The organism is Micromonospora sp. DT81.3 (genome assembly GCF_049847225.1).
Classification (GTDB): domain Bacteria; phylum Actinomycetota; class Actinomycetes; order Actinomycetales; family Microbacteriaceae; genus Microbacterium.
In genome coordinates, this window is sequence record NZ_JBNCNY010000021.1 from 1 (window position 1) to 21,514 (window position 21,514).

Below are 21,514 nucleotides of genomic sequence, written 5' to 3' on the forward strand. Positions count from 1 at the left end.
GCGCGACATCATCCTCGAACTCCCAACCCACAGGGCTGATCGCCCTGAGCGGTCCGCGCAATACCCACTCAGGGATCGGACGGCGGTCTTACGGCGCGGTCCGCGAGATCTTGCTGCTTCCACCGTTAGAGGCAGGACTGCGCGATCCCGAGCGTCGCGGCGACGTCGACGACGGTGCGTCCCGACCTCACCAGCTCGAGGGCACGCGCACGGAACTCGGACGGATACGGTCTGGGCATACGACCACTTCTCCTCTCAGAAGCAACCACATCCTCTCAACGAATCGTTCCGGAATACGGGGGCACGACCAGATCCCCGCCGGCACCGGGATGCGAGTTTGAGTGGTTTCGTCTTCTGGAGTTCGGTGCCAGCGATCCAAAAGCGTATTAGTGTCTGATATGGCGACAGACCCGAATCCGTCGCCGGTCGCAATCGTCGGATCCGCCTCCAAGATGGGTCCCGGAGGGCGGCTCCACCTCGCCATGCCCAAGGAGACACGCAATGGTTACAGAGACTGTCGTCAGCGTCGTAGATGACATCGACGGGTCAGACAGCGCCGAGACGGTGACATTCACCTACCAAGGCGCCACATACGAGATTGACCTCGCGCGCAAGAATCGTGACGCGCTCGACGCCGCGCTTTCGCCGTTCATCGAGGCCGCCAGATCCACGAGCCGTGGAGGCGCCCGACCCGCCAAGTCGCAGGTGGAGCAGGACCCCGCAGCGATTCGCGCACGGGCGGCGGATAACAGCATCGAGGTATCCGCCCGAGGTCGCATTCCGCGCAGCGTCCGAGACCAGTACAAGAACCGCTGAAAGGCGCCCCCTGCCGACCAGCTCTCGGGGCAATCGCCATCCCGCTGGCGGCGATCGGCGGAAAGAGATATCGCCCCGCAGGGGGATCCCTTGCGAGACGCGGACCTGCTCCGCCGAGGGACCCGCTTGCGGACGGTCAGTGAACCGGCACTTGTGGCGAAGACGCGCGTGACGCCTGACGAGTTGGACGGCCGGTACCGACTATTTGAGTAGGACGACGGCAGTGCGCGAGCAGCGATCGGTTCAGAGCGGTCAGTCAGGTGCCATCCGCCAACTTCCACATCGCGCGTTCGTCCTTCCACCGCTCAAATCCCGCCACTCGAAGTGACCGCACAAGCCCATCCATTGCTCTGTCGCGGGAAGCGCCATCCGCATACGGACCACCGCCCTTCTTTTGCGGCTTTTGCGGCTCGGGCTCCGTGACTATGACGCAGCCGTTTACATCGAGCCGAAGCAACCCCATCAACCGATCAATCATGGGGCTCACGAGGCGTCGGCGACGCCAAGGAGGCTCGATCCAAATGCGGTCGAGCAGGAGGATGTCTTCAAGGAACGGGTCGTCCTCGCGGAGTTGCTCCATGACCTCATGCGCCACGCGACCGATGTGAGCGGCATCTGCACTCAAGGAGTCGGCTGCTGGGGCGACGTCCTCAAACCCGCTCCATACGATCCAGCCGGACATTCCTCCCACACCCGTCTCGTCGCCGTTGTCGTCTCGTATCGAGAAGGAGGCAAAGAAGGCCGCGAGCAGGTGGTCGTCGTCACGGTTATCACTCGTTATTCGCACGTCGACGTTGAGATCGGTCGGTTGATTCTCGACGCCCATGCGCGAACACTATCGCCCCAGCTCAGCGACCCGTTCAACGACCGGCTGGGGGGTCGGTGGGTAGCGCTGGTGCGTTATCCGTCGAGATCGCGGATGAAGGCTGCGAATCCTGGGATCGTGAACTCGATTTTGCCCCGTGAGCCGGACTGGATGAGTCCCTTGTCGATCAGCCGAGCGCGAGGCATCGACAGGCTTTCACTGGATACGCCCAGCACGCGGGCAACCTCCGCGCGTTGGACCGGCTCGTCTCCCAGCGAAGCCATCGCGGTCATCAGTTCGCGTTCGCCGGCGGTGGCGTTGCCCCATGGGGCGCGGAACAGGGCGTCCAGATCGGCTTTCATGGCATGGCGACCAACGGTTACGTGGTCGAGCGTGATTCGACCGCCGGGGTCAGGATGCCCCGCGGCAGTCCATGTCGCGTCAGCGATCAGCTGCACCGCGTAGGGGTAGCCGGCCGCGAGTTCGAAAGCGGCAGCCAAAGCATCGTCTTCCCACACCACCCCGAGGTGGCGCGCCGGTGCGGAAATCGCCACCTCTTCCGCCTCGCGGCCAAGCAGCAGCAGGGGCCGGTAAGCGAACCGTTCGCTGAAGGTCACCGCGGAAGAGATTTTCTCAGGTGCGTTCGGTAGGCCGGCGGTGAAGACGGCGGCCGGCACGTCAGTCCCTTCGGATTGCAGATGCTGCCATGCGTATGCGAGCGTGAGTAACCCGGCTGGGTCCGCCGCCTGGATCTCATCGATGAGAATGACCAGCCCCGTGTGATCATCGCTCGATGCCGCTAGACGAAGAACGGCTTCCAATTCTCTGTACCCGCCGGCGGTGGCTGCCTTGTCCGGCTTGAGCTTTGCTTCGACGCCAACAATCTGGGGAATGCCGGCCCGGAGAGTGAGGGACTCCAGGTGCCTGCTCAGTGCCGTGCGTGTCCCGGAACGCCAGGTGGCACTCTCCCGCTCGATCTCCGCAGCGATCTGGGCGATCAGTCCAACACCTTCTTCTCCGGCGGTCACCCAAATTGTTTGCGCTCCACGCTCCCGGGCGCGACGCTGGTACTGCCTCAGCAATGAGGTCTTACCCAAACCACGAGGCGCATGATCCACACGAATGCGGCCCACCAGGCGCCCCAGATCGACCAGATACGAGAGGCGTTCTTCAAACTCCCCGAGCTGCACAGCACGACCAGGCACCGTCCGCGCCACCTCGCCTGGCGTGTATGGGCTCGGTTGCATCAGCGCCCCTCGTCGTTACAGTTCGTTATCGATCAATCGTTCTATAAAAGACGATAACGGATGCTGAACTCCGGATCGAGATCAGGGACCGTTAGAACCACAGTCCCCAACGGGATTGGTGCTCCATGCCCTGTGCAGCTTTCGCGCCGTCAGATCTATGTGCGGATGGTCGACCGGCCCATTCTGTGAGCCACCCAAGGTGTCTCGTTACCTCGGCATCGCATATCTCAAGGGATTCGAGACAGTCAGCGTGTCGCGTCAGAGTGATCCCACGCTCACCCCGGACAGTACTTGATCCTGAACGCTTCGATCGCCGCTCCGAGTCCCGGGCTCGGGCTGTCCACGATCAGAGAACGGCTGACTTCAGACTGGACTGCGGTTGCCTCGGGGACTCCGACTACGAACTGCAGCAGACTTCGAAGCTCCTCGTCCGTCCGAGGGATTGGCGACGGAACACCCATCGAATCGAGGAGCAATCCGCAGGCCAACTTAATGTCTTCGTCAGGCTGGAACTTCTTGAAGTCGTCAAGCCACCGAGTCGCAGTTGATTCAGCGTTGTCAGCTTGAGCGCCGATGATGATTTTCGCCTCGTCAGCAGTAACGCCAAGTGCCCGAGCCACATCGTCAACCTTCGAGGCGCACGACGCGGCTGTCAGGGTGACGAGGACCAGCGCAGCGAAAGCGAGGCAGGGTGCGATGACCTTCTTGTGGGTGCGCATGGTACCTCCTCGTCGATGAGGAACTCCGGCTCAGGCTACTCCTAACGACGGGTAAGCGCTGTGATGGTCAGCGTTGCGCCGGCAGGGACGCACCCGTATCGTCGCCCGCCATGCGGCCGGCAACATCGCGTCCGCGCATGTTGCGGAAGGGATCCCTCAGCGCAACGCTCTACGACTGACAGACGATTCACATGCGGGCCACGAACGCTACCCGAACGCTAGCGGCCCAGCGCTACTGCGCGCTGGCCACCCGCCTCGAGCTTTGCCGGTCGTGCGTCGAAGTATCGTGACTACGGAGAATTATCAACAACACCTGCGGGGGCGCAATGAAGAGTATCCCCAACGCCTCTGGCTGGCGAACTGCTGCAGGTGCGACCGCAACGTGGCCCGTTTCGGGGACGCGAAGTGCTAGCAGCATTTCTTTCTTCAATGGAGGCATTCGCCGACAGCGCGGTCGGCTAATCCAGCTCTTGCGAGATTGGGTGGGCTGAGGTGGGGCGGGTCGGGGTCGAGCCTAATTCGGGTGCGCCGCCCGCCGATTCCTGTTCCCGTGGCGCGGCGAAGAGGCGGCCTTGATCTCGTCATCCACCAATGCGTTGACGCCAGACAAGGCATCAATCGTTGTCGCAGTTGCGGTCTGCGGTGTTGCGGATCGGTCGTGCGGTGCAGGCCCAGATTCATCGCTAGTTCTGCGAGTGCTTATGGCACGTAACTGAGTCGTCGCTGACGTAGCAGCATCCTCGCCATGTCTCGACGCCACCGCTCAGGCTAGCCACGGTCCATTCACTGCCAGTCCAAGCGTGCTTTCCGCTGTAAAGCACGTGCACATTGCCGCCTGGCGCGATGCCCTTCGATGGGCCTAGATCGAGCCGTTGCAAGAAGCCACCCGGGTCAGCGAGGAGAGCGAGCATATCCTCGCCCTCGACGTCGAAATGAAAAAGGGGCGGGTCGTCTTCCAGAGCAGTTCCGGGCCCAGCAAGCTGAGTTATTCCGATACGCTCTAGAAGTGCTTGGTCTACGCCAGCCATGACGGACTCCTTTGTCGCGATCCCACACATCGGCTCTCATCATCAACCGCGTCGGGTTACCTGATCCGAGACTCGAGCCCTCTGGGGTGGATCATCCTCCGCATAACACAGCCTGTCAATTCGGGCGATGAGCCTCCGGTCTAGTGGCTTTTTCGAACGAGGGCGTAGCGCGTCGAGCGCCGGATAGGAGCATCTACGCGATCGCCACGGCGATCGGGTGGCCACCGTGGCGCCCGCGACGCCCCTCGGGAACAGCATCACCGAGGCATAAGTGATGCAGCGCCACTTGCGACCCGATCTGCTGCGGAAGGTCAGAATCATTAGCGTCGACGAGTGGGCGGCAACTTTCGGTTCACAAGTGACCAACACTCTGTGAGCCGCCCAAGGTGTCTCGTAACCTCGGCCTCGCATATCTCAAGGGTTACAAGACACCCATTGTTGTCGACTGCGTGCCGCCCGGTCGGCATGGTGGCTAACGAGTCGTTGAGCGACCGTTCTCGGTTCCGGTGGGCGCGGCTTTCACCGATGCCGGTGATCGATTCGCTGGCGGAGTTGAATAAGAAGGTCATAGTCGCAGTGTCCGTCTTCTCTCGGCTGGCGTCAGCGAGGCGCTATTGGATGCGGGAGTGGTCGCCGAGGCGGTGCCATGAACGGTTGTGATAGACCAGCGGGTCGCCGGAGGTCCCGGCGGCGGTGTCGCGCTCGACGTGTGACTGCAGGGCGTGCGCTGCGATCACGGTGGAACCTCCGGCATCCATTCGTTCGATCACGGCGCAGCGCGCCCATGCCCGCACGTGCCGGTATACCGGCTCACCCGTGACCAGTCGCGAGTACCGGTGGGTCTCGGCGAAACGGTCGATGCCGCTGGTCGCACCGAGCTTGGCGATGTCGAGGTCGTGTGCGTCGAGGAGGTGCACGACCATCGTCTCGGCCCGCGTCAGCACCGCGGCGGCGGAGGACTGCGCCGAGATTGAGAAGATCAGCAGGGGCGGATCGGCGCTGACTGACGATACGGATGTCGCGGTCAGGGCGACCGGGCCGTCTCCCGCGTCCGCGGTGATGACGGCGACACCTCCGGGGTGCCCTCGGAACAGGGCCTTGAAGTCATCCGCTGGGAGCGAGGAGCCGAAGGCGGGGTGTGCGTGGCCGCTGGGTCGCTCTGCGGTGCGTGCGGGTTGACTCATAGCCGAGGACGTTACTGACTGATCGGGCCGCGTGCAGCCGGGGCGGGATCAGCGACGTCACAGCGCGAAACTCTGCCGTCACGGCGCGCAACGTGGGAACACACGGCGCAACGTGCGTACACACTGGGCAACCGAACGCGCGGCCGTACATCGGCTGCCACATGATCAGTCGCAGACATCACTCGATGAGCATCGAGCGTTATTTGACCAGTGCAAAAAGCGCCGCATGATTCCCGGCAACCCCCAGCGAAAGCGAAGACGACATGACAGCCCCCCGATCCGTCCGCACACACCGGTCCGCCCGACGGATGTCCGTCGCCGCCGGGGCACTCGCCGCCCTGCTGCTGCTCGCCGGCTGTGCGACCTCGAGCTCGGCGGCGAGTGAGCAGTCGGCATCCGAGGCGCTGCCCACGGGCAAGCCATCCGGCGACGCCGCCCTGCGCATCGCCGGGCGCCAGACGCAGCTGCAGCTGGAAGCCGCGGGCTCCGCGATCGACCCGCTCGGTTTCACGGTCAAGGAATGGGTGAACGTGGCGGCGGGCCCTGATGTCATCCAGGCGTTCCGGGCGGGGGCTCTCGATATCGCGAGCAACGCGATCATCCCGCCGATTCAGGCGCACGAGATCGGGTTCGACGCCAGGATCGTTGCCGTGCTCGAGCGGCCGAAGCCCTCCTACGTCTTCGCCACGGCACCGGGGGTCGACCTCGAGTCGTTCGACGCCCTGAAGGGAAGGAAGATCGCCTTCTCGCAGGGGCAGTCGCAGGGGGACACCGTGCTGCGCACGCTGCGGACCGCCGGCATCGACACCGATGACGTCGAGCTTGTCGCCCTGCCCAGCACCCAGTTCCTCACGGCTCTGCAAGGCGGTCAGGTCGACGTCGCACCGCTCTCCGAGCCCGAGCTCACGAAATACATCGATCAGTACGGCACGGACGGCGCCGTGGCGCTGCTCGCCGAGGAGCCCGACCTGCTCACCGTGCTGTGGGCGCCGACGAGCGTGCTGGCCGACGAGGACAGCGTTCTGGCCGTCCGCGAATACATCCGCGCCTGGGCGCAGGCCCAGGTCTGGGCGTGGGAGAACTCTGAGGAGTGGAAGCAGGTCTACTTCGTCGACACGGAGGGCCTCAGCGCCACGGATGCCGACCGCATCTGGGCGCTCGCCAACACACCGTACTTCCCCCGCGACTGGGACAACGCGGTCGAGTGGGCGCAGTCATCGATCGACCTGCTGCACGAAGAAGGCTACGTCGACCACTTCGACGCCGAGACGCTCTTCGACCGGCGCTTCGAGAGTGACGCGGTCGCCGCCGTCGCCGACGAGTACACGAAGGAGAGATGATGTCGATCAGATCGATCACGCGCGAGACCCCGGTCATCGCCACGCCGCGCCCCGACGACGGGCGGACGAGCCCGCAGCTCCTCGAACTCGTCCGCCAGTCGCGGCGCCACCGACTCGGGCGGCGCCGGTCCTTTCCCGGCAGTCGTCTGCTCGGACCGCTCATCATCGTGGTCGTGTGGCAGTCGGCATCCGCTCTCGGTCTGCTGGATCCGCGCCTGCTCACCGGTCCTGACGCGGTCGCCGGCACCGCATGGACGTTGATCGCAGACGGGACGCTCGCGGAGCACGTGGGCGCATCACTGTCACGGGCCGTGTTCGGCCTTGCGATCGGAACGGTCGCGGGTGTGGTCCTCGCGATCGTCGCCGGACTCTCGCGACTCGGGGAATCCCTGGTCGACGGCACGATGCAGATCAAGCGGGCGATTCCGGTGCTCGCGCTCATCCCGCTGCTGATCCTGTGGCTGGGCATCGGAGAGGAGTTCAAGGTCACGATCATCGCCCTGGGCGTGCTCGTCCCGATCTACATCAACACCTACAGCGGCGTAACCAGCATCGACCGCAAGCAGATCGAGCTGGCCGAATCGCTCGGGCTGAGCCGGTGGCAGTACATCCGCTCCGTGCTCGTGCCCGGGGCGCTGCCCGGCTTCTTCGTCGGGTTCCGCGTCGCAGTCGTCGGGTCGTGGATGGCGCTGATCGTGGTCGAGACCATCAACGCGACCTCGGGCATCGGCTACATGATGTCGCAGGCGCAGCTGTACGCGCAGTCCGACATCATCCTTGTCGGCCTCGTCGTGTACGGAGCGTTCGGTTTCGTGTCGGACGCGCTGGTCCGTCACCTGGAGAGGAAGGTGCTGTCATGGCGACGCACGCTGGCGAGCTGACCACTGCTGTGCGCACTGTCGCGCTACGGAGGTCCTTCGGGGACCGCGATGTGCTCGCCGGCATCGACCTGGAGATCATCCGCGGCGAGTTCGTCGCCCTGATCGGGCGCAGCGGGTCGGGCAAGAGCACGCTGCTGCGCGCTGTCGCCGGACTGGACGACTCGGTCGCAGGGTCCGGCGAGGTGTGGGTGCCGAAGCGGGTGTCGCTGGTGTTCCAGGACGCCCGTCTGCTGCCCTGGCTGCGTGTGCTCGAGAACATCGTGCTCGGGCAGACCGGAGCCGGCATCAAGGAACGCGGGCGGCAGGTGCTCGCGGAGGTCGGCCTCGGCGGTCGCGAGCGTGCCTGGCCGCACGAGCTCTCCGGCGGGGAGCAGCAGCGCGTGGCTCTGGCCCGCTCGCTCGTGAGCGAGCCGCAACTGCTGCTCGCCGACGAGCCGCTCGGGGCGCTCGACGCGCTCACCCGCATCCGCATGCACGGCCTCCTTCGGACCCTGCTGCGGGTGCACGGCCCGGCGGTGCTGCTCGTCACGCACGACGTGGACGAGGCACTGCTGCTGGCGGATCGCGTACTGGTCATCGAGGACGGTCGGTTCTCGCTCGACCTACACATCGACCTGCCAGCCAAGCGCAACGCCGCGCATCCGCACTTCGTGCGGTACCGCGAGCTGCTGCTCGCATCGCTCGGTGTCGACATCGACGCGGCAACCCCATCCCTCGACGACTCTCAGGAGATCTCATGACCGCTCAGCGGAAGCTGCATTTCAACCTGTTCCTGCACGACACCGGCCACCATGAGGCGTCGTGGCGGCTGCCGGAGTCCGATCCGAACGCTCTGCTCGACCTCGAGTACCACCAGCGGCTCGCCCGGATCGCCGAGGAAGCGAAGTTCGACTCGCTGTTCCTCGCCGACGCGCCGGCGCTGTTCGGCGATGTGGGGCGCCGTCCGCAGGGCGGCATCGAGCCGACCATCCTACTGACGGCGCTGGCGGTGACCACGTCGCGGATCGGCCTCATCGCCACCGCATCCACCTCGTACAACGAGCCGTACAACCTCGCCCGGCGACTCTCCTCCGTCGACTGGATCTCGGCCGGGCGGGCGGGCTGGAACATCGTGACAACCGCGGGGGAGGCGGCCGCGCGCAACTTCGGGCTCGAGGAACAACCGCTGCACAGTGCGCGCTACGCGCGGGCGTCCGAGTTCCTCGAGGTCGCGACGAAGCTCTGGGACTCCTGGGAAGACGGCGCGATCATCGCCGACAAGGAGAGCGGAGTGCACGCCGACGCCGAACAGGTGCACCCGATCAGGCACCGCGGCGAGCACTTCAGCGTCGAGGGCCCGCTGAACTCGCCGCGGAGTCCCCAGGGGTATCCGCTGCTCGTGCAGGCGGGGTCCAGTGAGAGCGGCAAGGACTTCGCCGCCCGCTGGGCCGAGGCCATCTTCACCGCCCAGCCGACGATCGAGGAGGCGCAGGCGTTCTACGCGGACGTGAAGCGGCGCGCGATCGCGAATGGACGTGATCCGGAGCACCTTAAGGTGCTCCCCGGGCTCGTTCCGGTGATCGGTGACACCGAGGCCGAGGCGCGAGAGCTCGACGCGGAGCTCGACCGGCTGATCGCCCCGGAGTACGCGCGGGCGCAGTTGGCGAAAACTCTCGGTCTCGAGCCTGAACAGCTCCCCCTCGACAAGCCCCTCCCGGAGAACCTGCCGGGGGAGGACTCGATCGAGGGAGCGAAAAGCCGCTACACGCTGATCGTCGATCTCGCCAGGCGCGAGCACCTTACGGTGCGGGAGCTGATCGGACGCCTGGGCGGTGGCCGGGGGCACCGCACGTTCGCGGGGACCGCCCTGCAGGTGGCGGACACGATCCAGCACTGGTTCGAGACCGGTGCGGCGGACGGCTTCAACATCATGCCCGCGGTGCTACCGTCGGGCCTGGAGGTGTTCGTCGCGACGGTGCTGCCCATCCTGCGCGAACGCGGCCTGTTCCGCACCGAGTACGAGGGGACCACACTGCGCGAGCACTACGGTCTACCGCGCCCCGCGAACCAGCACTCGCTCGCCGCCGTCGGCTGAGCCGCACCGTCCCAGGGCCCCGGCATCGCGACGCCGGTTTCGGGCGGTTCCTCTCGAGGGCGGAATGTCGACGAGAGGGAAAGCTTCGCAAACGGATGCCGTCTTGCATCGTTCCCGCGCGGCGACGGCGTGACCATGAAACGGCTTCTTCAAATTGCTTCCGGTCAACCCCGTCGAGACGGCGTTCAGAACAACCACGCGCCTCCTCGATTTGCGCAGATCGGGGACACTCTCGCCACCAGCCGACAGGCAGCGCAGCAGCGACTTCACCCCCTAGCACCGCGAGTAGCCTGAGGAGTGACCTGAGACGCCTCGTATCTCAACGGATATGCGACAGCCGCCGTGTCGCACCGGACGCCACCCGCGCGGGCATGTTCACCGCGCTGGGCATCCGCACACCATCCTTGACGCCTGGGCGACTGGAGCTCGCGGTAGATCAACGGGCAGCCGGTCGTTTAGGGTCCGATCTCGCCTGTTCCGCGCTCAATGAGTGTGGTGGGAATTGCCAGCGTGGTTGGGGAGAGGAGTGCTCCGTCGAGTCGGGCGAAGATCCGCTGGGCGGCGGTGGAGCCGATGGTGACGGGCACGAGGTGCACTTCAAACGACCCCAAGACGCACGATCCGCCGGGATCGAAACCGTCTACCAGAACTTGGCGGTCTCCCCAGCACTGGACGTCGCCTCGAATCTGTTCCTCGGTCGCGAGCGACGCAAACCCGCATCGCAGGCTCACTCTTCCGCGCCCTCGACACATCAGGAATGCGCAAGGAAGCACGCGAGCAAGTGCAGCAACTCGGCATCTCCACCCTGCAAGATGTCAGCGTGGCGGCAGAGAACCTCTCCGGCGGGCAGCGCCAGGCCGTGGCCGTCGCACGTGCCGGGGCATTCGGGTCCAAGGTCGTGGTCCTCGACGAGCCAACTGCCGCGCTCGGTGCGCGCGAGTCCAACCAGGTCCTCGAGCTGATCCAACGGCTCCGCAACAACGGGATCCCGGTCATCCTCATCTCCCACAACATGCCCCACGTGTTCCAAGTCGCCGACCGCATCCACATCCAACGCCTCAGCAAACGCGCCGCCACAATCACACCGCAATCCCACACGATGACCGACGCCGTCGCCATCATGACCGACGCCGTCGCCATCATGACCGGAGCCGCGATCGCCTGACCCTCGCCGTGCGCGCCCCCGGGTCACAGAGCGCGCACGGCGAGCCATCACCCAGCAGCGGGGGAGGAGTTCTCACATCCGCACAGTCGATAGATGCTTCTGCAGAACGGGTTGCATAGCTCTCCGATCGCTGGGACGTGACATCGCCTGACAACGATGTCATGCTGCTTCCATGACCACACGATTCAAGGCACAGGCCCGCAGCCGAGCGTATCGGCGCAACATTCGAGCACTAACGGCAATGGCTGTAGTGGGTGTGCTGGCGGTGCCGACCGCGGCGTACGGCAGCGCGTCCGACACTGCACCGCCGGATGCGGATGCCGACATTGTCCTTGAGGATAACGAGCCAGATAGCGAGGACGTCACTGGACCGAGCTGGTGGGCTGCCAAAAGCTACACAGGCTTTCGTCGGGGACCCAGCAGTTACTACAAGTCGGGCGAGGACGTCACGGGTTACCAGGGCGAGTACTATCTGGACACTTGGAACTTCTCCGACCGCCGCGTTGGTTATATGACATCGCAGCCGATGACCGCGACCGCCGACTACCTCAATGTTCTGATCGGCGGTGGCCAGCATCCGCACCGCCCGGGAGGCACCATCCCGTTACCCGACGGTTACTTCTTCAACCTCGAACCCAACCCTGCCTTCGCCAATTTTGAACACTCCTACGACGGTTTTAGGATCGTTCCGCTGGCCTCCCTGGGCTGGAACGGTTCAGGGGACTTCTCCGATGCCAGTAATTCGACCAACTTTTTCGATGGCCAGATCGGGACAGGTGTCCTGGACACGTGTGTCGGTCGCTGCGACGCGGAGATGGGCACCATCACATCGGCGACCTTCACCATCACCGAGGACTGGATCAACCTGCTGGTCGGCGGCGGCGACCACCCGTGGGGATCCCCCGGCGCCACCGCGGTGCGACTGCTCGTTGACGGCCAAACCGTGCACACCGCAACAGGGGACAACTCTCCCTCACTGGATTGGACCGCCTGGGATGTCCGAGCGTGGATCGGGCACGAAGCACAGATCCAGGTCGTCGACGAGCGCAGCACCAACGACTGGGGGCACCTGATGATCGACAACGTCCTATTCGAGGATCAGCCCAAAAGTCCCTGGTCGTACGAGACGGGTGTCGTCGTGCGCACCGCGGTCGAGGACCCCTCCGCCCCCAACGGGGTCATCCTCGGCGACGTCATCGGCTCAGTGACAGGAAACAACAGCTCCGCCATGGTCCCGGCAACAATCGACCTGCGTCCCGTCGCCGGCCAGAAGATCGTCGTTCAGGTCCTGGACACCTACACCGGCTCGGACTGGGGACACCTCCTGATCGACCAGATCGTCCTCAGCGACCACGCAGCCGTCAACTGAAATGACATGCGCGCACCCGACGCACACCGGTCGCATCCGGTCCTGGATCTGCCGCGTCAACCGGCTGGTATCGAGCTGGTCGACGAACGGAGCACCGACGACTGGGGCCACATCCTGATAGCTCGGATCACATTCTCCCCGGCACCTGCCCCGCGCTGGTCGACCGAAACTACGGTCCGGTGACTGAGTCAACCACTTCGCCGTCGATCAGTACCCGGACCGTAGTTTCGGTCGACCAGGGGGCGGCGGGTACGTTGGAGAACACGATGTGATCGACAAGGATGTGCCCCCAGTCGCCGCTGGTGCGCTGGTCGACGACCTCGATGCGGGCGTCGCGTCCGCGCCACGCGCTAACATCCCACGCGACCCAGTCCAGGACGTCCGAGTTCGCTCCGGTCGCTGAGCGCACGGTGTCCCCGTCGACGACGAGGCGGACCACGGTCGGGGCGGGTTGTCCTAGCGGCGTGGCCGTCGCACGTGCCGCGGCTTTCGGGTCCAAAGTGGTGGTCCTCGACGAGCCCACAGCCGCGCTGGGCGTCCGCGAGTCCAACCAGGTCCTCGAGCTCATTCAACGGCTCCGAGAGAACGGCATCCCGGTCATCCTCATCTCCCACAACATGCCCCACATTTTCCAGGTCGCCGACCGCATCCACATCCAACGCCTCGGCAAGAGAGCGGCGACGATCACACCGCAGTCCCACACGATGACCGACGCCGTCGCCATCATGACAGGAGCCGCGACAGCCTGACCCTCGCCGTGCGCGCCCTGTGGGGTCACGGTGCGCGCACGGCGAGCCCTCATCCAGCAGGGAAGGAGTGCTCACACTCGGCCCCGCCCGGTCGGGGGATGCTTCTTCCCAAGGGGGTCAGATAGCACCCCGGTCGCTCGGACCGTGACATTTCCTGACAACGATGTCAGGATGCTTGTCATGAAAACACCATTCAACCCCCAGGCCCGTAGCGGAGAGTATCGGCGCAACGTCCGAGGACTTGCAGCAGTCGCAGTCGTCGGTGTGCTCGCCGTGCCGACGGCAGCGTACGCGAACACGTCCGAGACGGTGCCGCCGGATGGCGAGGACTCGAGTGCGGACATCGTCCTGCTGGATGTCGAGGATTGGTCGGGACCGGAGTGGACCGCCGAGGGGTTTCACATGTCACCGGTCAATCACGCGGACTCCGGCAAGGACGTCACCGGTTACCAGGGCCAGTTCTACCTGGACAGCTGGAACGACTCAGACCGCCGCGTCGGTCACCTGACTTCCCAGCCGATGACAGCGACCGCCGACTACCTCAACGTTCTGATCGGCGGTGGCCAGCACCCGCACCGCCCGGGTGGCACGATCCCAGTACCCGACACCCATTTCTTCAACCTCGAACCCAACCCTGCCTTCGCCACCTTCGAAGCGTCCGACATGGGATTGAACATCGTTCCGCTGGCCTCCCTGGGTTGGACCGGATCCGGGGACTTCGCCAACGCCCACAACTCGACCAACTTCTTCACCGGTCAGGTCGGGCCCGCTACCTTGGATACCTGCGTCGGTCGCTGCGACGCGGAGACGGGCACCATCACGTCGGCGACCTTCACCATCACCGAGGATTGGATCAACCTGCTGGTCGGCGGCGGCGACCACCCGTGGGGATCCCCCGGCGCCACAGCCGTGCGATTGCTCGTCGACGGCCAGACCGTGCATACCGCGTCGGGCGACAACTCAGCATCACTGGACTGGACCGCCTGGGACGTCCGCCCGTGGATCGGATACGACGCACAGATCCAGGTCGTCGACGAGCGCGCCACCAACGACTGGGGCCATCTGATGATCGACAACGTCATGTTCGAGGACCGACCCAGGAACCCCTGGTCGTACGAGACAGGTGTCGTTGTGCGCGCGGCGGTCGAGGACCCGTCCGCCCCGAATGGGGTCGTCCTCGGCGACGTCATCGGTTCGGTCACCGGAAATAACAGCTCCGCCATGGTTCCGGCAACGATCGACCTGCGCTCCGTCGCTGGCCAGAGAATCGTCGTCCAGGTCCTGGACACGTACACCGGCTCGGACTGGGGACATCTACTGATCGATCAGATCGTTCTCAGCGACCAAGCAGCCGTCACCCCATAAGACAACAGCCTTCCGAGGTCTGCCTCCGCCGGCCGAGGCCCCGGATGCTCGCGGGCCGCCGTCATCATCGTGGTGTCGCTGATGACGGCGGTGAGCAGCAGCTCCGCACCCGCGGCGGAAGCCGCGTACCGACCCGTCCTCCACTCCACGCCAGACGAGCAGCCCACCGGCAACACCGCGGTCCCCCCGCCGAGGAAAGCGTGTGCTGAGCGACAAAGTCGCCAGTTGGCGTCGTCGAGCACGTCCGGAGGCACGCGAAGTTCCAGGACCATGTTGTCGCGGCGGATCATCAACCTCATGCCCGCCCGCGACTCGGGAGAAAGCCCGCTGAGGGGTCGATCGAATCTGTGCGGTTGGCCTCGGTCACCCGGTCGAACCCGGGACATGGGGATGCCCCGGGGTGTGTGACCCCGGGGCATCCTGTTCAGTTATGTTCAGCCGCCGTACTGCGCGATCAGCCGCTCGATCAGTGCTCTGGTGCGCGGAGGGACCGGCTCACCTTGCAGGTAATCGTCGAACCTGGGACCGACGATGTCGCGGATCCTCTCCACCGTGGCGTCGGAGATGGTCACGGTGTACTTGCCCACGGTCAACATGTGCAGGTTGGCTGGGATGTCCGCCCAGCCGCCGAGCCCGTCGTCGCCGTAGGAGTAGTCCACGGCGGACGTGTCTCCTTCGAGATCGATCCTCACGGTCGGGGCGAGGGTGCCGCCGCGCACGAAGTTGTCGCTCGTGCCGATCGTGTCGATGAAGGACTGCACCAACCCGCCGGGCATGACGTAGTGCGAGTACGCCTGGAAGTGTCCGGGGTGCTGGTTGAAGTCCGGGGCGAAGGGCTCCCCGCCGGCGAAGTTCAGGTTCGTCGGGTTGCCCAGGGCGAGACCGGATCCGTGGTTCAGCGGCTGGAAGTCGCTGCGGATCCCGTTGCCAACGAACGCGTAAACACCCTCAGGTCCGTCCAGGCCTTCCGCGTAGGTGCTGCGGTGGCTGATCGTGAACAGGTAGTACTTCCCGTCCTTGAACACGAACTGCGGGCGCTCGGTCTGGTCGGTGACGCAGTTCGCGGAGAGGATCGGTGGCAGGAACTCCCACTCCGTGAGGTCATCGTTCAGCGCCTTGGCCAGCCCGATGTTGCCGATGTCGAGCGGCGCGTCTGAGTTGTTGACCTCTTCGACGGTTTCCGCGTACGGGTCGCCGTCCCGGTAGCCGAGGTCTTCCTCGTCGCACGTGGCCGTCTCGCGCTCCATCGCGGTGTTGCCCTCGAACACCATGTAGGTCTCGCCCGGGTGGGCGGGGTCCTCGAACGTGAACGGGTCGCGGAAGTTGAAGAACGGGTTCTGCTCCCCGGTCTGGTAGTACGTGCCGTCCGCCTGCAGCAGGTCGATGACCTCATCGAACCCGCTGAACGACACCCCGCCCGGGCCCGCGTGCACCTTGCCGACGCTCAACGCGATGCGCGGGTCGTACGGCTTGATGTCGCTGCCATCCGGGTTGCGGTAGAACGCGACGTCGGTGAAGAACAGCTTGATCTCACCACCCTTGAACACGCGCGCCGAGCCCGACCACTGCGTCTGGTGGCTGTAGGACTGGTCCTCGAAGATCTGACCCGTGACGCCCTCCTCGAAGACGAGTCCGCCGTAGGTCCAGCCGCCATCCTCGGGACGCTGCTCGTCCGTGAGCCACGCGGGACGGTAGAAGTAACCGATCTTCGCGAACTGGTGGCGTGCATCGAAACCGAGGGTCCGGTCAGCGACCAGCGAGAAGATGATCTCCTGCCCGTTCACCGAGTACTGATCCCCGTTCTCATCCGTCAGCGGCCAGGAATCCCACACCCACACCTGCCCATCGGACATGTCCGGGAAATCCTGCGGAACAGTCGGCATCGTCAACGACGCCGGCATCGAATTCTCCCGGGCGGGAGCGTTCGGATCGGATAGCCGCTCGATCTGCCGGGCGTCGGCCCGCGTCCACCTCGACGTGAAATCATCCTCAGGATCGAACGCCTCCTGCGTGTGAACCGTGGGCTCCGGCCCAGCCTGAAGCGGCTGACCATGACCGGCCACCACCACACCACCCGGGGCGGCCAAAGCCGCGGGCGAACCCGCGACCAACGCGGTAGCAACGAGCGCGCCCGCCACCAACCCGCCCGTGACACGGCGCGTCACACGCCGATCAACTGTTTTCATTGTGAGCTCCTTTACTCATCTGCAGCCAACCCCCGCAAAATGTTTGCGCTGCGCGTGAAAGGCTCCACGGAGACTGACAGCCGCACACCCCCCTTTCGAGGGGCCGACATCCCTGGTATATGGACTTGAAGGAGCGACCGGCCGATGCCTCGGGCGCGACGCGGCCATCGTGCGCTACTGCCCGGCGCGGCGCTGCTCCAACAGCCAGTCGAGCACCACGTCATTCGAGAACGTTGGGATCCAGGAGGCGTGGCTGCTCACGGGGGTCGTGCCCGCTGTGTAGGTGGTGAATAGGACGTGGCTACCGGTCGCCTCGGCTTGGGCGGTTAGTGCGAGGGCCTGAGCTTCAGCGGCCTCCGTAGGCAGATCGCCCGCCCATGTGCCGCGGGTCACCACGGCTCCGGCGGCCTCGATCCGGTCGACGGTTTCTGCTGCGTAGGAGTACGGCACTACGGCGTCATCGGCGGAGTGATGAATCCACAGGGGCACGTCGGTCAGCAGCGGGGTCAGCGCGGGCGAGGCGCCGGCGGCGATCACAAGACCTCCGGCAAACCGGTCGGGGTAGTTCGCCAAGAGAGAGTAGACACCGAATCCACCCATGGAGAGACCTGCGACGTAGACCCGCTCCGGATCGATCGGATAGGTGGCGGCGGTCTGCTCGATCAACTCGCTCAGAGCCTGCCTCACGTTCGCATCGTCCCAGAAGCCGCTGTTAATCTGGGGTGCCATAACGAAGCTCGGATCACCTTCCTGGCGGTCAGGGTCGGCGAACGCGACCGCGCTCTGGTTTGCCAGCAACTGTGCTCCGTTGCCGGCTCCGCTCTCCCCCGCCCCATGCAGCACGACGACCAGCGGGTACGTTTCCGCACCGTCGGGGTTCTCCAAATACCTCTGAGGCGAGAAAGTCCGCACGTCCATGGTGGTGCCGTTCGAGCCGGTGTACGTGGATGGCCGGAAGAGGTCAACCAGGGGGTCGATCGCGCCGCTGCTGACCACCGTCGGCAAGCTCACAGGCAGGGCGGCCAGCCATCTAGCCGGGATCCGATCCGTCGCCAAGCTGACCGTGTACGGCTGCACCACTGACACGGTGCGACCGGTTGCGATGTCGTAGCCGATGGTGGCGGTCCTCGGGTCGGTCTCATCGACGTCGACAATCAGGAAGCGGCCAGACTGGCCCTTCCTTCCTTCGTTGTCGATCTCAGGAGCATCATTCGAGTAGACAGCGGTCGCGGGGATCTGGACCGTTTCGCCCCCCGCGGTGGTCGTCGTCACCGCGACAAACCTCGCGGTGCCGTCGGTGAGGGTCACCCGATGTCTGAGCTCCAGGGCTACAGCGGTGACGCGCTGCCCGGCCGCGAGGACCTCGGTAATGAGGGTCGAATCCAGCACGATGCCAGCACCCCGCGCGTGCGCGACGCTTGGGGCGGCCGAAGCCGCGGGCGAACCCGCGACCAACGCGGTAGCAACGAGAGCGCCCGCCACCAACCCGCCCGTAACACGGCGCGTCACACGCCGATCAACTGTTTTCATTGTGAGCCCCTTTACTCATCTGCAGCCAACCCCCGCAAAATGTTTGCGCTGCGCGTGAAAGGCTCCACGGAGACTGACAGCCGCACATCCCCCTTTCGAGGGGCCGGCCGATGCCTCGGGCGCTACGCGGCCACGACGTCTCACGCCAAAGGTCAACAACGCGCGCACCGCTGACCCCAACCGACCCCACGCTTTTCGCCTCCATCCAGTACTGCAGCGGTGGCAGTGGCCACACCTGGATCATGCGTTGTCGATAGCTACAAGGGGATGAGAGCATGCCGCGCACTCCGGCCAACCCGAGCTCGACCGTGATCGGCCCCTGCACCCGCGATTGGCCGGAGGAGAACTCGCTGGGCACCGGGCCGACGAACGAGCTGATGCTGTTTCCGGTGAACCGGTCCCAGTTGCCGATCTCAACCGCCAAGGCGAACCCGGTCAGCGTGCTCACCCCGCGCAGGCAGCCCAGACGACGCACTACCGGTGTGAACTCACTGTCCGCCGCGAGGTCCTCGATGGCCCGGTCGAGTCGGTCTCGGCGTGCCTTGATCTGCAGCACCGTCTCATAGTCGGCATCGAACGCGGCCCGTGATGCCGTGCCAGCCAGGTGTTGCTTGGCGGGCCAACGGTCGTGCTTGGTCGTCCAGGCGTCACCGTCGTCGTAGACGATCCCGTGCCGCAGCAGCAGCTTGCTGACCCGGTGCCGGGCACGCATCAGATCACTACGACAATCCTCACGGGCCCCGCACCAGATCCCGCGCCGCCTCCTGATCGGCCGACGGCACCGCGACCGAGGTAATCTCATCCAGCCGCAGCAACCGCGCCAGATGCACCGCGTCTTTGGCGTCGGTCTTCACCCGGTCACCCGACGGCGCTGCAGCTTCGACGGCGCCGCGACAACACACCATACCTTCCGCGCCGGTGAGGACGCGATACAACCCGAACACGGTGGGCCCGGCCTCATACGCGACCGCGACCGGACCCGGCACCTTCCGCACCGAGTCGAGGGCTCGGTCTACCCCGGTGGGAGCTTCGCCTGGAACAGCTCGCCTGTCACACCATCGATCGCTGCTGCCGCGACGGAACGGGCGTGCACATCCAGCCCAACACTCGTACGCTCAGTAAACACGGGGCCTCCCACAACTGTCGGATAGGCCGGGCGGACCACCTCCACCCGGTAACCCACGAGTTTGTGAGCGAGGCCCCGTCCCGCCACCCCCTCACCGAGGTCACTAGGCGGCTGTACGAGGCGCACTGATTTGTACTGCGGGTAGCTCACGGACGCAAGACGGGCGGGCGGTTCTTTCTCGGCAGGCAGGGATAGGAGTGGGGGCCGATCTCACCTCGCCGATGAGGATCGGCCCCACGAACGCAATTGTGCGGGAGGGCCCTCTCGAGCGTGAGGGGGTAGACGCGCACACCCTCGGTGTGCACCGTGGACGCGGCGCAGTACGCTGGATGGTCTCGGCCGGAGGAAGGATCCCGACCGAATGGGCTCGACGCTCGTCACAGACGAGAAACTGCAAGTTGTCATGGACAACCTCGCACCGATCACCCTTCCCAAGGACGCGTACGGCCCTCAGCCGCTGCAATGGGTGAAGAGTCGTGTGCCGGTGTGGGCGTGGATCTCGTGGCCGCACAAGGCCGCCGAGCGTCTGCCTGCTTGGGTGACGGGAAGCAACGATCGAGTCTGCGTCGTGGCCTGGGATACTGACCGCGGCGAGCGGAACACCGTTGTGTGGCGCAATGCCGTCACGCGCCGCCCTTGACGACGGGAGCCTGTCCGAAGCCGGCTTCCTTGACGTGCTCCAGCGCCACCGGGGTCGCCCTCTAGGTCGATTACTCGTCCGCGAACGACACCCATCCCGGGCATCCGGTCACAGTGAGACCACACGAGGACAAGCTGAGCAGAGCCAGGATGGTCAGGAGGATTGCCGCAGCCAGCCGAGAGCTACTGCCCATGGGACCAGTATCACCGTTAGGCATAGGTGGGGCAGAGCGTCCTGCCCGCTGCCGGAAGATTCGCGGATACGGACGCACTAACGCTCGCGTAGCGCGGGGCTCTCGTCGGCGACCCGACGCTCCAAGCCCTCCAGCAGCAACTCGAGCCCGTAGTCGAACTCGTCCCCGAACGCGTATCCGGCATCGCGAAACAGCTCGGCTCGCGAGCGCGCAATGTGCGGATAAAGCTCCGCCGACGCCGCAACCTGGGCGGCGAAGGCCTCCTCGGCGCCGTCGCCAGGTTCGAACGGCAGGGTCGTCTCGGTCAGCGCGAAGCCGTACACGTAGGCGTCGATCGCCGAGAACGCGTGCGTTGCGAGCGCGGCGCTGAAGCCCTCGGTCAGCAGTACGCCGAGCAGCCGGTCGTGGTGCTGCAGCAGCGCTGGGCCGGGGTTGGCGCGCACCATCATCCCGAGCGCCCACGGATGAGCGGTGAGCACCGACCGTGCCGATCGTGCCCGGCCGGTCAGCGCCTCTCGCCAGGTAACGCCGACCTCGGGGAGCTCGATCCTCTCGAATACCCAGTCGACGAGGTCGTCGAGCAGCGCCTCCTTGCTTGGGACGTGATGGTAGAGCGACATCGCCTCAACGCCGAGCACCTTCGCGACACTGCGCATGCTCACGGCGGCGGCACCTGCACGGTCCGCGACGGTGGCGGCCGCCGCAATGATCCTGTCACTGCTCAGTGGTGTGCGCCCCTTCATCTCCCCATCCTTGCGCACTTACGCCTGTAAGGCTACGCTCGGAACACACCCTTACAGCTGTAAGTCCCGAATGTAACGAATCGCCCCGAGGAGCATTGTGATGAGAACGCCTCAAGCCCACACCGCACGAGAGAACCGGCCGTTCGAGAACACGCTGGAAGATCGGGGGATGCCGGTGCAGGCCCAGCTTGCCGCAGCCTGGACAAGCCTCATGTTCCTCGTCATCTACATCGACTACTTCCACCTCTACCAGCCCGGTGAGATCGACGAAATCCGGGGGGGGGTGCCCCTATGTCCTGTGTCAAGCTGCAAGGGCGGGTTCGGTGTTCCTCGGTTGGTAGAGGGTTCCGTCTC

General features: G+C 65.3%; 20 protein-coding genes and 1 pseudogene. 11 read left to right on the forward strand and 10 right to left on the reverse strand.

The window, feature by feature from the left end; translation table 11 throughout:
• Positions 1-501: 501 nt before the first annotated feature.
• Entirely contained in the window at positions 502-816 is a 315-nt protein-coding gene (locus ACPW96_RS22540) for a histone-like nucleoid-structuring protein Lsr2 (RefSeq protein ID WP_425885889.1), read from the forward strand.
• Positions 817-1,072: 256 nt separating this feature from the next.
• Here the strand turns inward: ACPW96_RS22540 and ACPW96_RS22545 are convergent, their stop codons facing one another.
• The 4 genes from ACPW96_RS22545 to ACPW96_RS22560 form a co-directional block, all read right to left on the reverse strand.
• The gene (locus ACPW96_RS22545) at positions 1,073-1,642 is read right to left on the reverse strand and encodes a hypothetical protein (RefSeq protein WP_425885891.1); all 570 of its coding nucleotides are present in this window, start codon (positions 1,640-1,642) and stop codon (positions 1,073-1,075) included.
• 74 nt (positions 1,643-1,716) lie between these two features.
• Complete coding sequence (locus ACPW96_RS22550; protein ID WP_425885893.1) at positions 1,717-2,811, reverse strand: ATP-binding protein; 1,095 nt, start codon at positions 2,809-2,811, stop codon at positions 1,717-1,719.
• Between the two features lie 332 nt (positions 2,812-3,143).
• Positions 3,144-3,587, reverse strand: a complete 444-nt coding sequence (locus ACPW96_RS22555; protein ID WP_425885895.1) for a hypothetical protein — start codon at positions 3,585-3,587, stop codon at positions 3,144-3,146.
• A 1,639-nt stretch (positions 3,588-5,226) separates the two neighbouring features.
• Entirely contained in the window at positions 5,227-5,799 is a 573-nt protein-coding gene (locus ACPW96_RS22560; protein WP_425885897.1) for a flavin reductase family protein, read from the reverse strand.
• Positions 5,800-6,062: 263 nt separating this feature from the next.
• Here ACPW96_RS22560 and ACPW96_RS22565 point away from each other — a divergent pair, with 263 nt between their 5' ends.
• From ACPW96_RS22565 to ACPW96_RS22590, 6 genes are all read left to right on the forward strand, one after another.
• On the forward strand, positions 6,063-7,139 hold the full coding sequence (locus tag ACPW96_RS22565) for an ABC transporter substrate-binding protein (protein WP_425885900.1): 1,077 nt from the start codon (positions 6,063-6,065) through the stop codon (positions 7,137-7,139).
• Positions 7,139-8,020 carry an ABC transporter permease gene (locus ACPW96_RS22570; RefSeq protein ID WP_425885902.1) on the forward strand — a complete coding sequence of 294 codons (882 nt, stop codon included), beginning with the start codon at positions 7,139-7,141 and terminating at the stop codon, positions 8,018-8,020. Before ACPW96_RS22565 ends, ACPW96_RS22570 begins: the two co-directional genes overlap by 1 nt.
• The gene (locus ACPW96_RS22575) at positions 7,996-8,760 is read left to right on the forward strand and encodes an ABC transporter ATP-binding protein (protein ID WP_425885904.1); all 765 of its coding nucleotides are present in this window, start codon (positions 7,996-7,998) and stop codon (positions 8,758-8,760) included. The genes ACPW96_RS22570 and ACPW96_RS22575 overlap by 25 nt, the downstream gene beginning before the upstream one ends.
• A complete protein-coding gene (locus ACPW96_RS22580; RefSeq protein WP_425885905.1) occupies positions 8,757-10,094 on the forward strand; it encodes an LLM class flavin-dependent oxidoreductase in 1,338 nt (445 codons plus the stop codon). Before ACPW96_RS22575 ends, ACPW96_RS22580 begins: the two co-directional genes overlap by 4 nt.
• Positions 10,095-10,851: 757 nt before the next feature.
• Complete coding sequence (locus tag ACPW96_RS22585) at positions 10,852-11,259, forward strand: ATP-binding cassette domain-containing protein (protein ID WP_425885907.1); 408 nt, start codon at positions 10,852-10,854, stop codon at positions 11,257-11,259.
• A gap of 172 nt (positions 11,260-11,431) precedes the next feature.
• Entirely contained in the window at positions 11,432-12,628 is a 1,197-nt protein-coding gene (locus ACPW96_RS22590) for a hypothetical protein (RefSeq protein WP_425885909.1), read from the forward strand.
• Positions 12,629-12,797: 169 nt separating this feature from the next.
• Here the strand turns inward: ACPW96_RS22590 and ACPW96_RS22595 are convergent, their stop codons facing one another.
• A complete protein-coding gene (locus tag ACPW96_RS22595; RefSeq protein ID WP_425885911.1) occupies positions 12,798-13,067 on the reverse strand; it encodes a hypothetical protein in 270 nt (89 codons plus the stop codon).
• Between the two features lie 25 nt (positions 13,068-13,092).
• Here ACPW96_RS22595 and ACPW96_RS22600 point away from each other — a divergent pair, with 25 nt between their 5' ends.
• Positions 13,093-13,377 carry a hypothetical protein gene (locus ACPW96_RS22600; protein ID WP_425885913.1) on the forward strand — a complete coding sequence of 95 codons (285 nt, stop codon included), beginning with the start codon at positions 13,093-13,095 and terminating at the stop codon, positions 13,375-13,377.
• Positions 13,378-13,557: 180 nt separating this feature from the next.
• A complete protein-coding gene (locus tag ACPW96_RS22605) occupies positions 13,558-14,742 on the forward strand; it encodes a hypothetical protein (protein ID WP_425885915.1) in 1,185 nt (394 codons plus the stop codon).
• Positions 14,743-15,176: 434 nt separating this feature from the next.
• On the opposite strand, the gene ACPW96_RS22610 is transcribed toward ACPW96_RS22605, so the two are convergent.
• The 4 genes from ACPW96_RS22610 to ACPW96_RS22625 all read right to left on the reverse strand — a co-directional run bounded on the left by ACPW96_RS22610 (position 15,177) and on the right by ACPW96_RS22625 (position 19,444).
• Positions 15,177-16,928: a glycoside hydrolase family 68 protein gene (locus ACPW96_RS22610; RefSeq protein ID WP_425885917.1), complete on the reverse strand. Its 1,752-nt coding sequence runs from the start codon at positions 16,926-16,928 to the stop codon at positions 15,177-15,179.
• Between the two features lie 174 nt (positions 16,929-17,102).
• A complete protein-coding gene (locus ACPW96_RS22615) occupies positions 17,103-18,458 on the reverse strand; it encodes an alpha/beta hydrolase-fold protein (protein ID WP_425885919.1) in 1,356 nt (451 codons plus the stop codon).
• Positions 18,445-19,170 (reverse strand): transposase, encoded by a 726-nt coding sequence (locus tag ACPW96_RS22620; RefSeq protein ID WP_425885921.1) that lies wholly within the window; start codon positions 19,168-19,170, stop codon positions 18,445-18,447. Before ACPW96_RS22620 ends, ACPW96_RS22615 begins: the two co-directional genes overlap by 14 nt.
• A 19-nt stretch (positions 19,171-19,189) precedes the next feature.
• Positions 19,190-19,444 (reverse strand): hypothetical protein, encoded by a 255-nt coding sequence (locus ACPW96_RS22625; RefSeq protein ID WP_425885923.1) that lies wholly within the window; start codon positions 19,442-19,444, stop codon positions 19,190-19,192.
• A 501-nt stretch (positions 19,445-19,945) separates the two neighbouring features.
• On the opposite strand from ACPW96_RS22625, the gene ACPW96_RS22630 reads away from it, so the two are divergent.
• On the forward strand, positions 19,946-20,224 hold the full coding sequence (locus ACPW96_RS22630) for a hypothetical protein (protein WP_425885924.1): 279 nt from the start codon (positions 19,946-19,948) through the stop codon (positions 20,222-20,224).
• 270 nt (positions 20,225-20,494) lie between these two features.
• Here the strand turns inward: ACPW96_RS22630 and ACPW96_RS22635 are convergent, their stop codons facing one another.
• Positions 20,495-21,160: a TetR/AcrR family transcriptional regulator C-terminal domain-containing protein gene (locus tag ACPW96_RS22635; RefSeq protein ID WP_425885925.1), complete on the reverse strand. Its 666-nt coding sequence runs from the start codon at positions 21,158-21,160 to the stop codon at positions 20,495-20,497.
• Positions 21,161-21,260: 100 nt separating this feature from the next.
• Here ACPW96_RS22635 and ACPW96_RS22640 point away from each other — a divergent pair.
• A pseudogene (locus ACPW96_RS22640) lies at positions 21,261-21,514 on the forward strand (hypothetical protein); the annotation flags it as partial.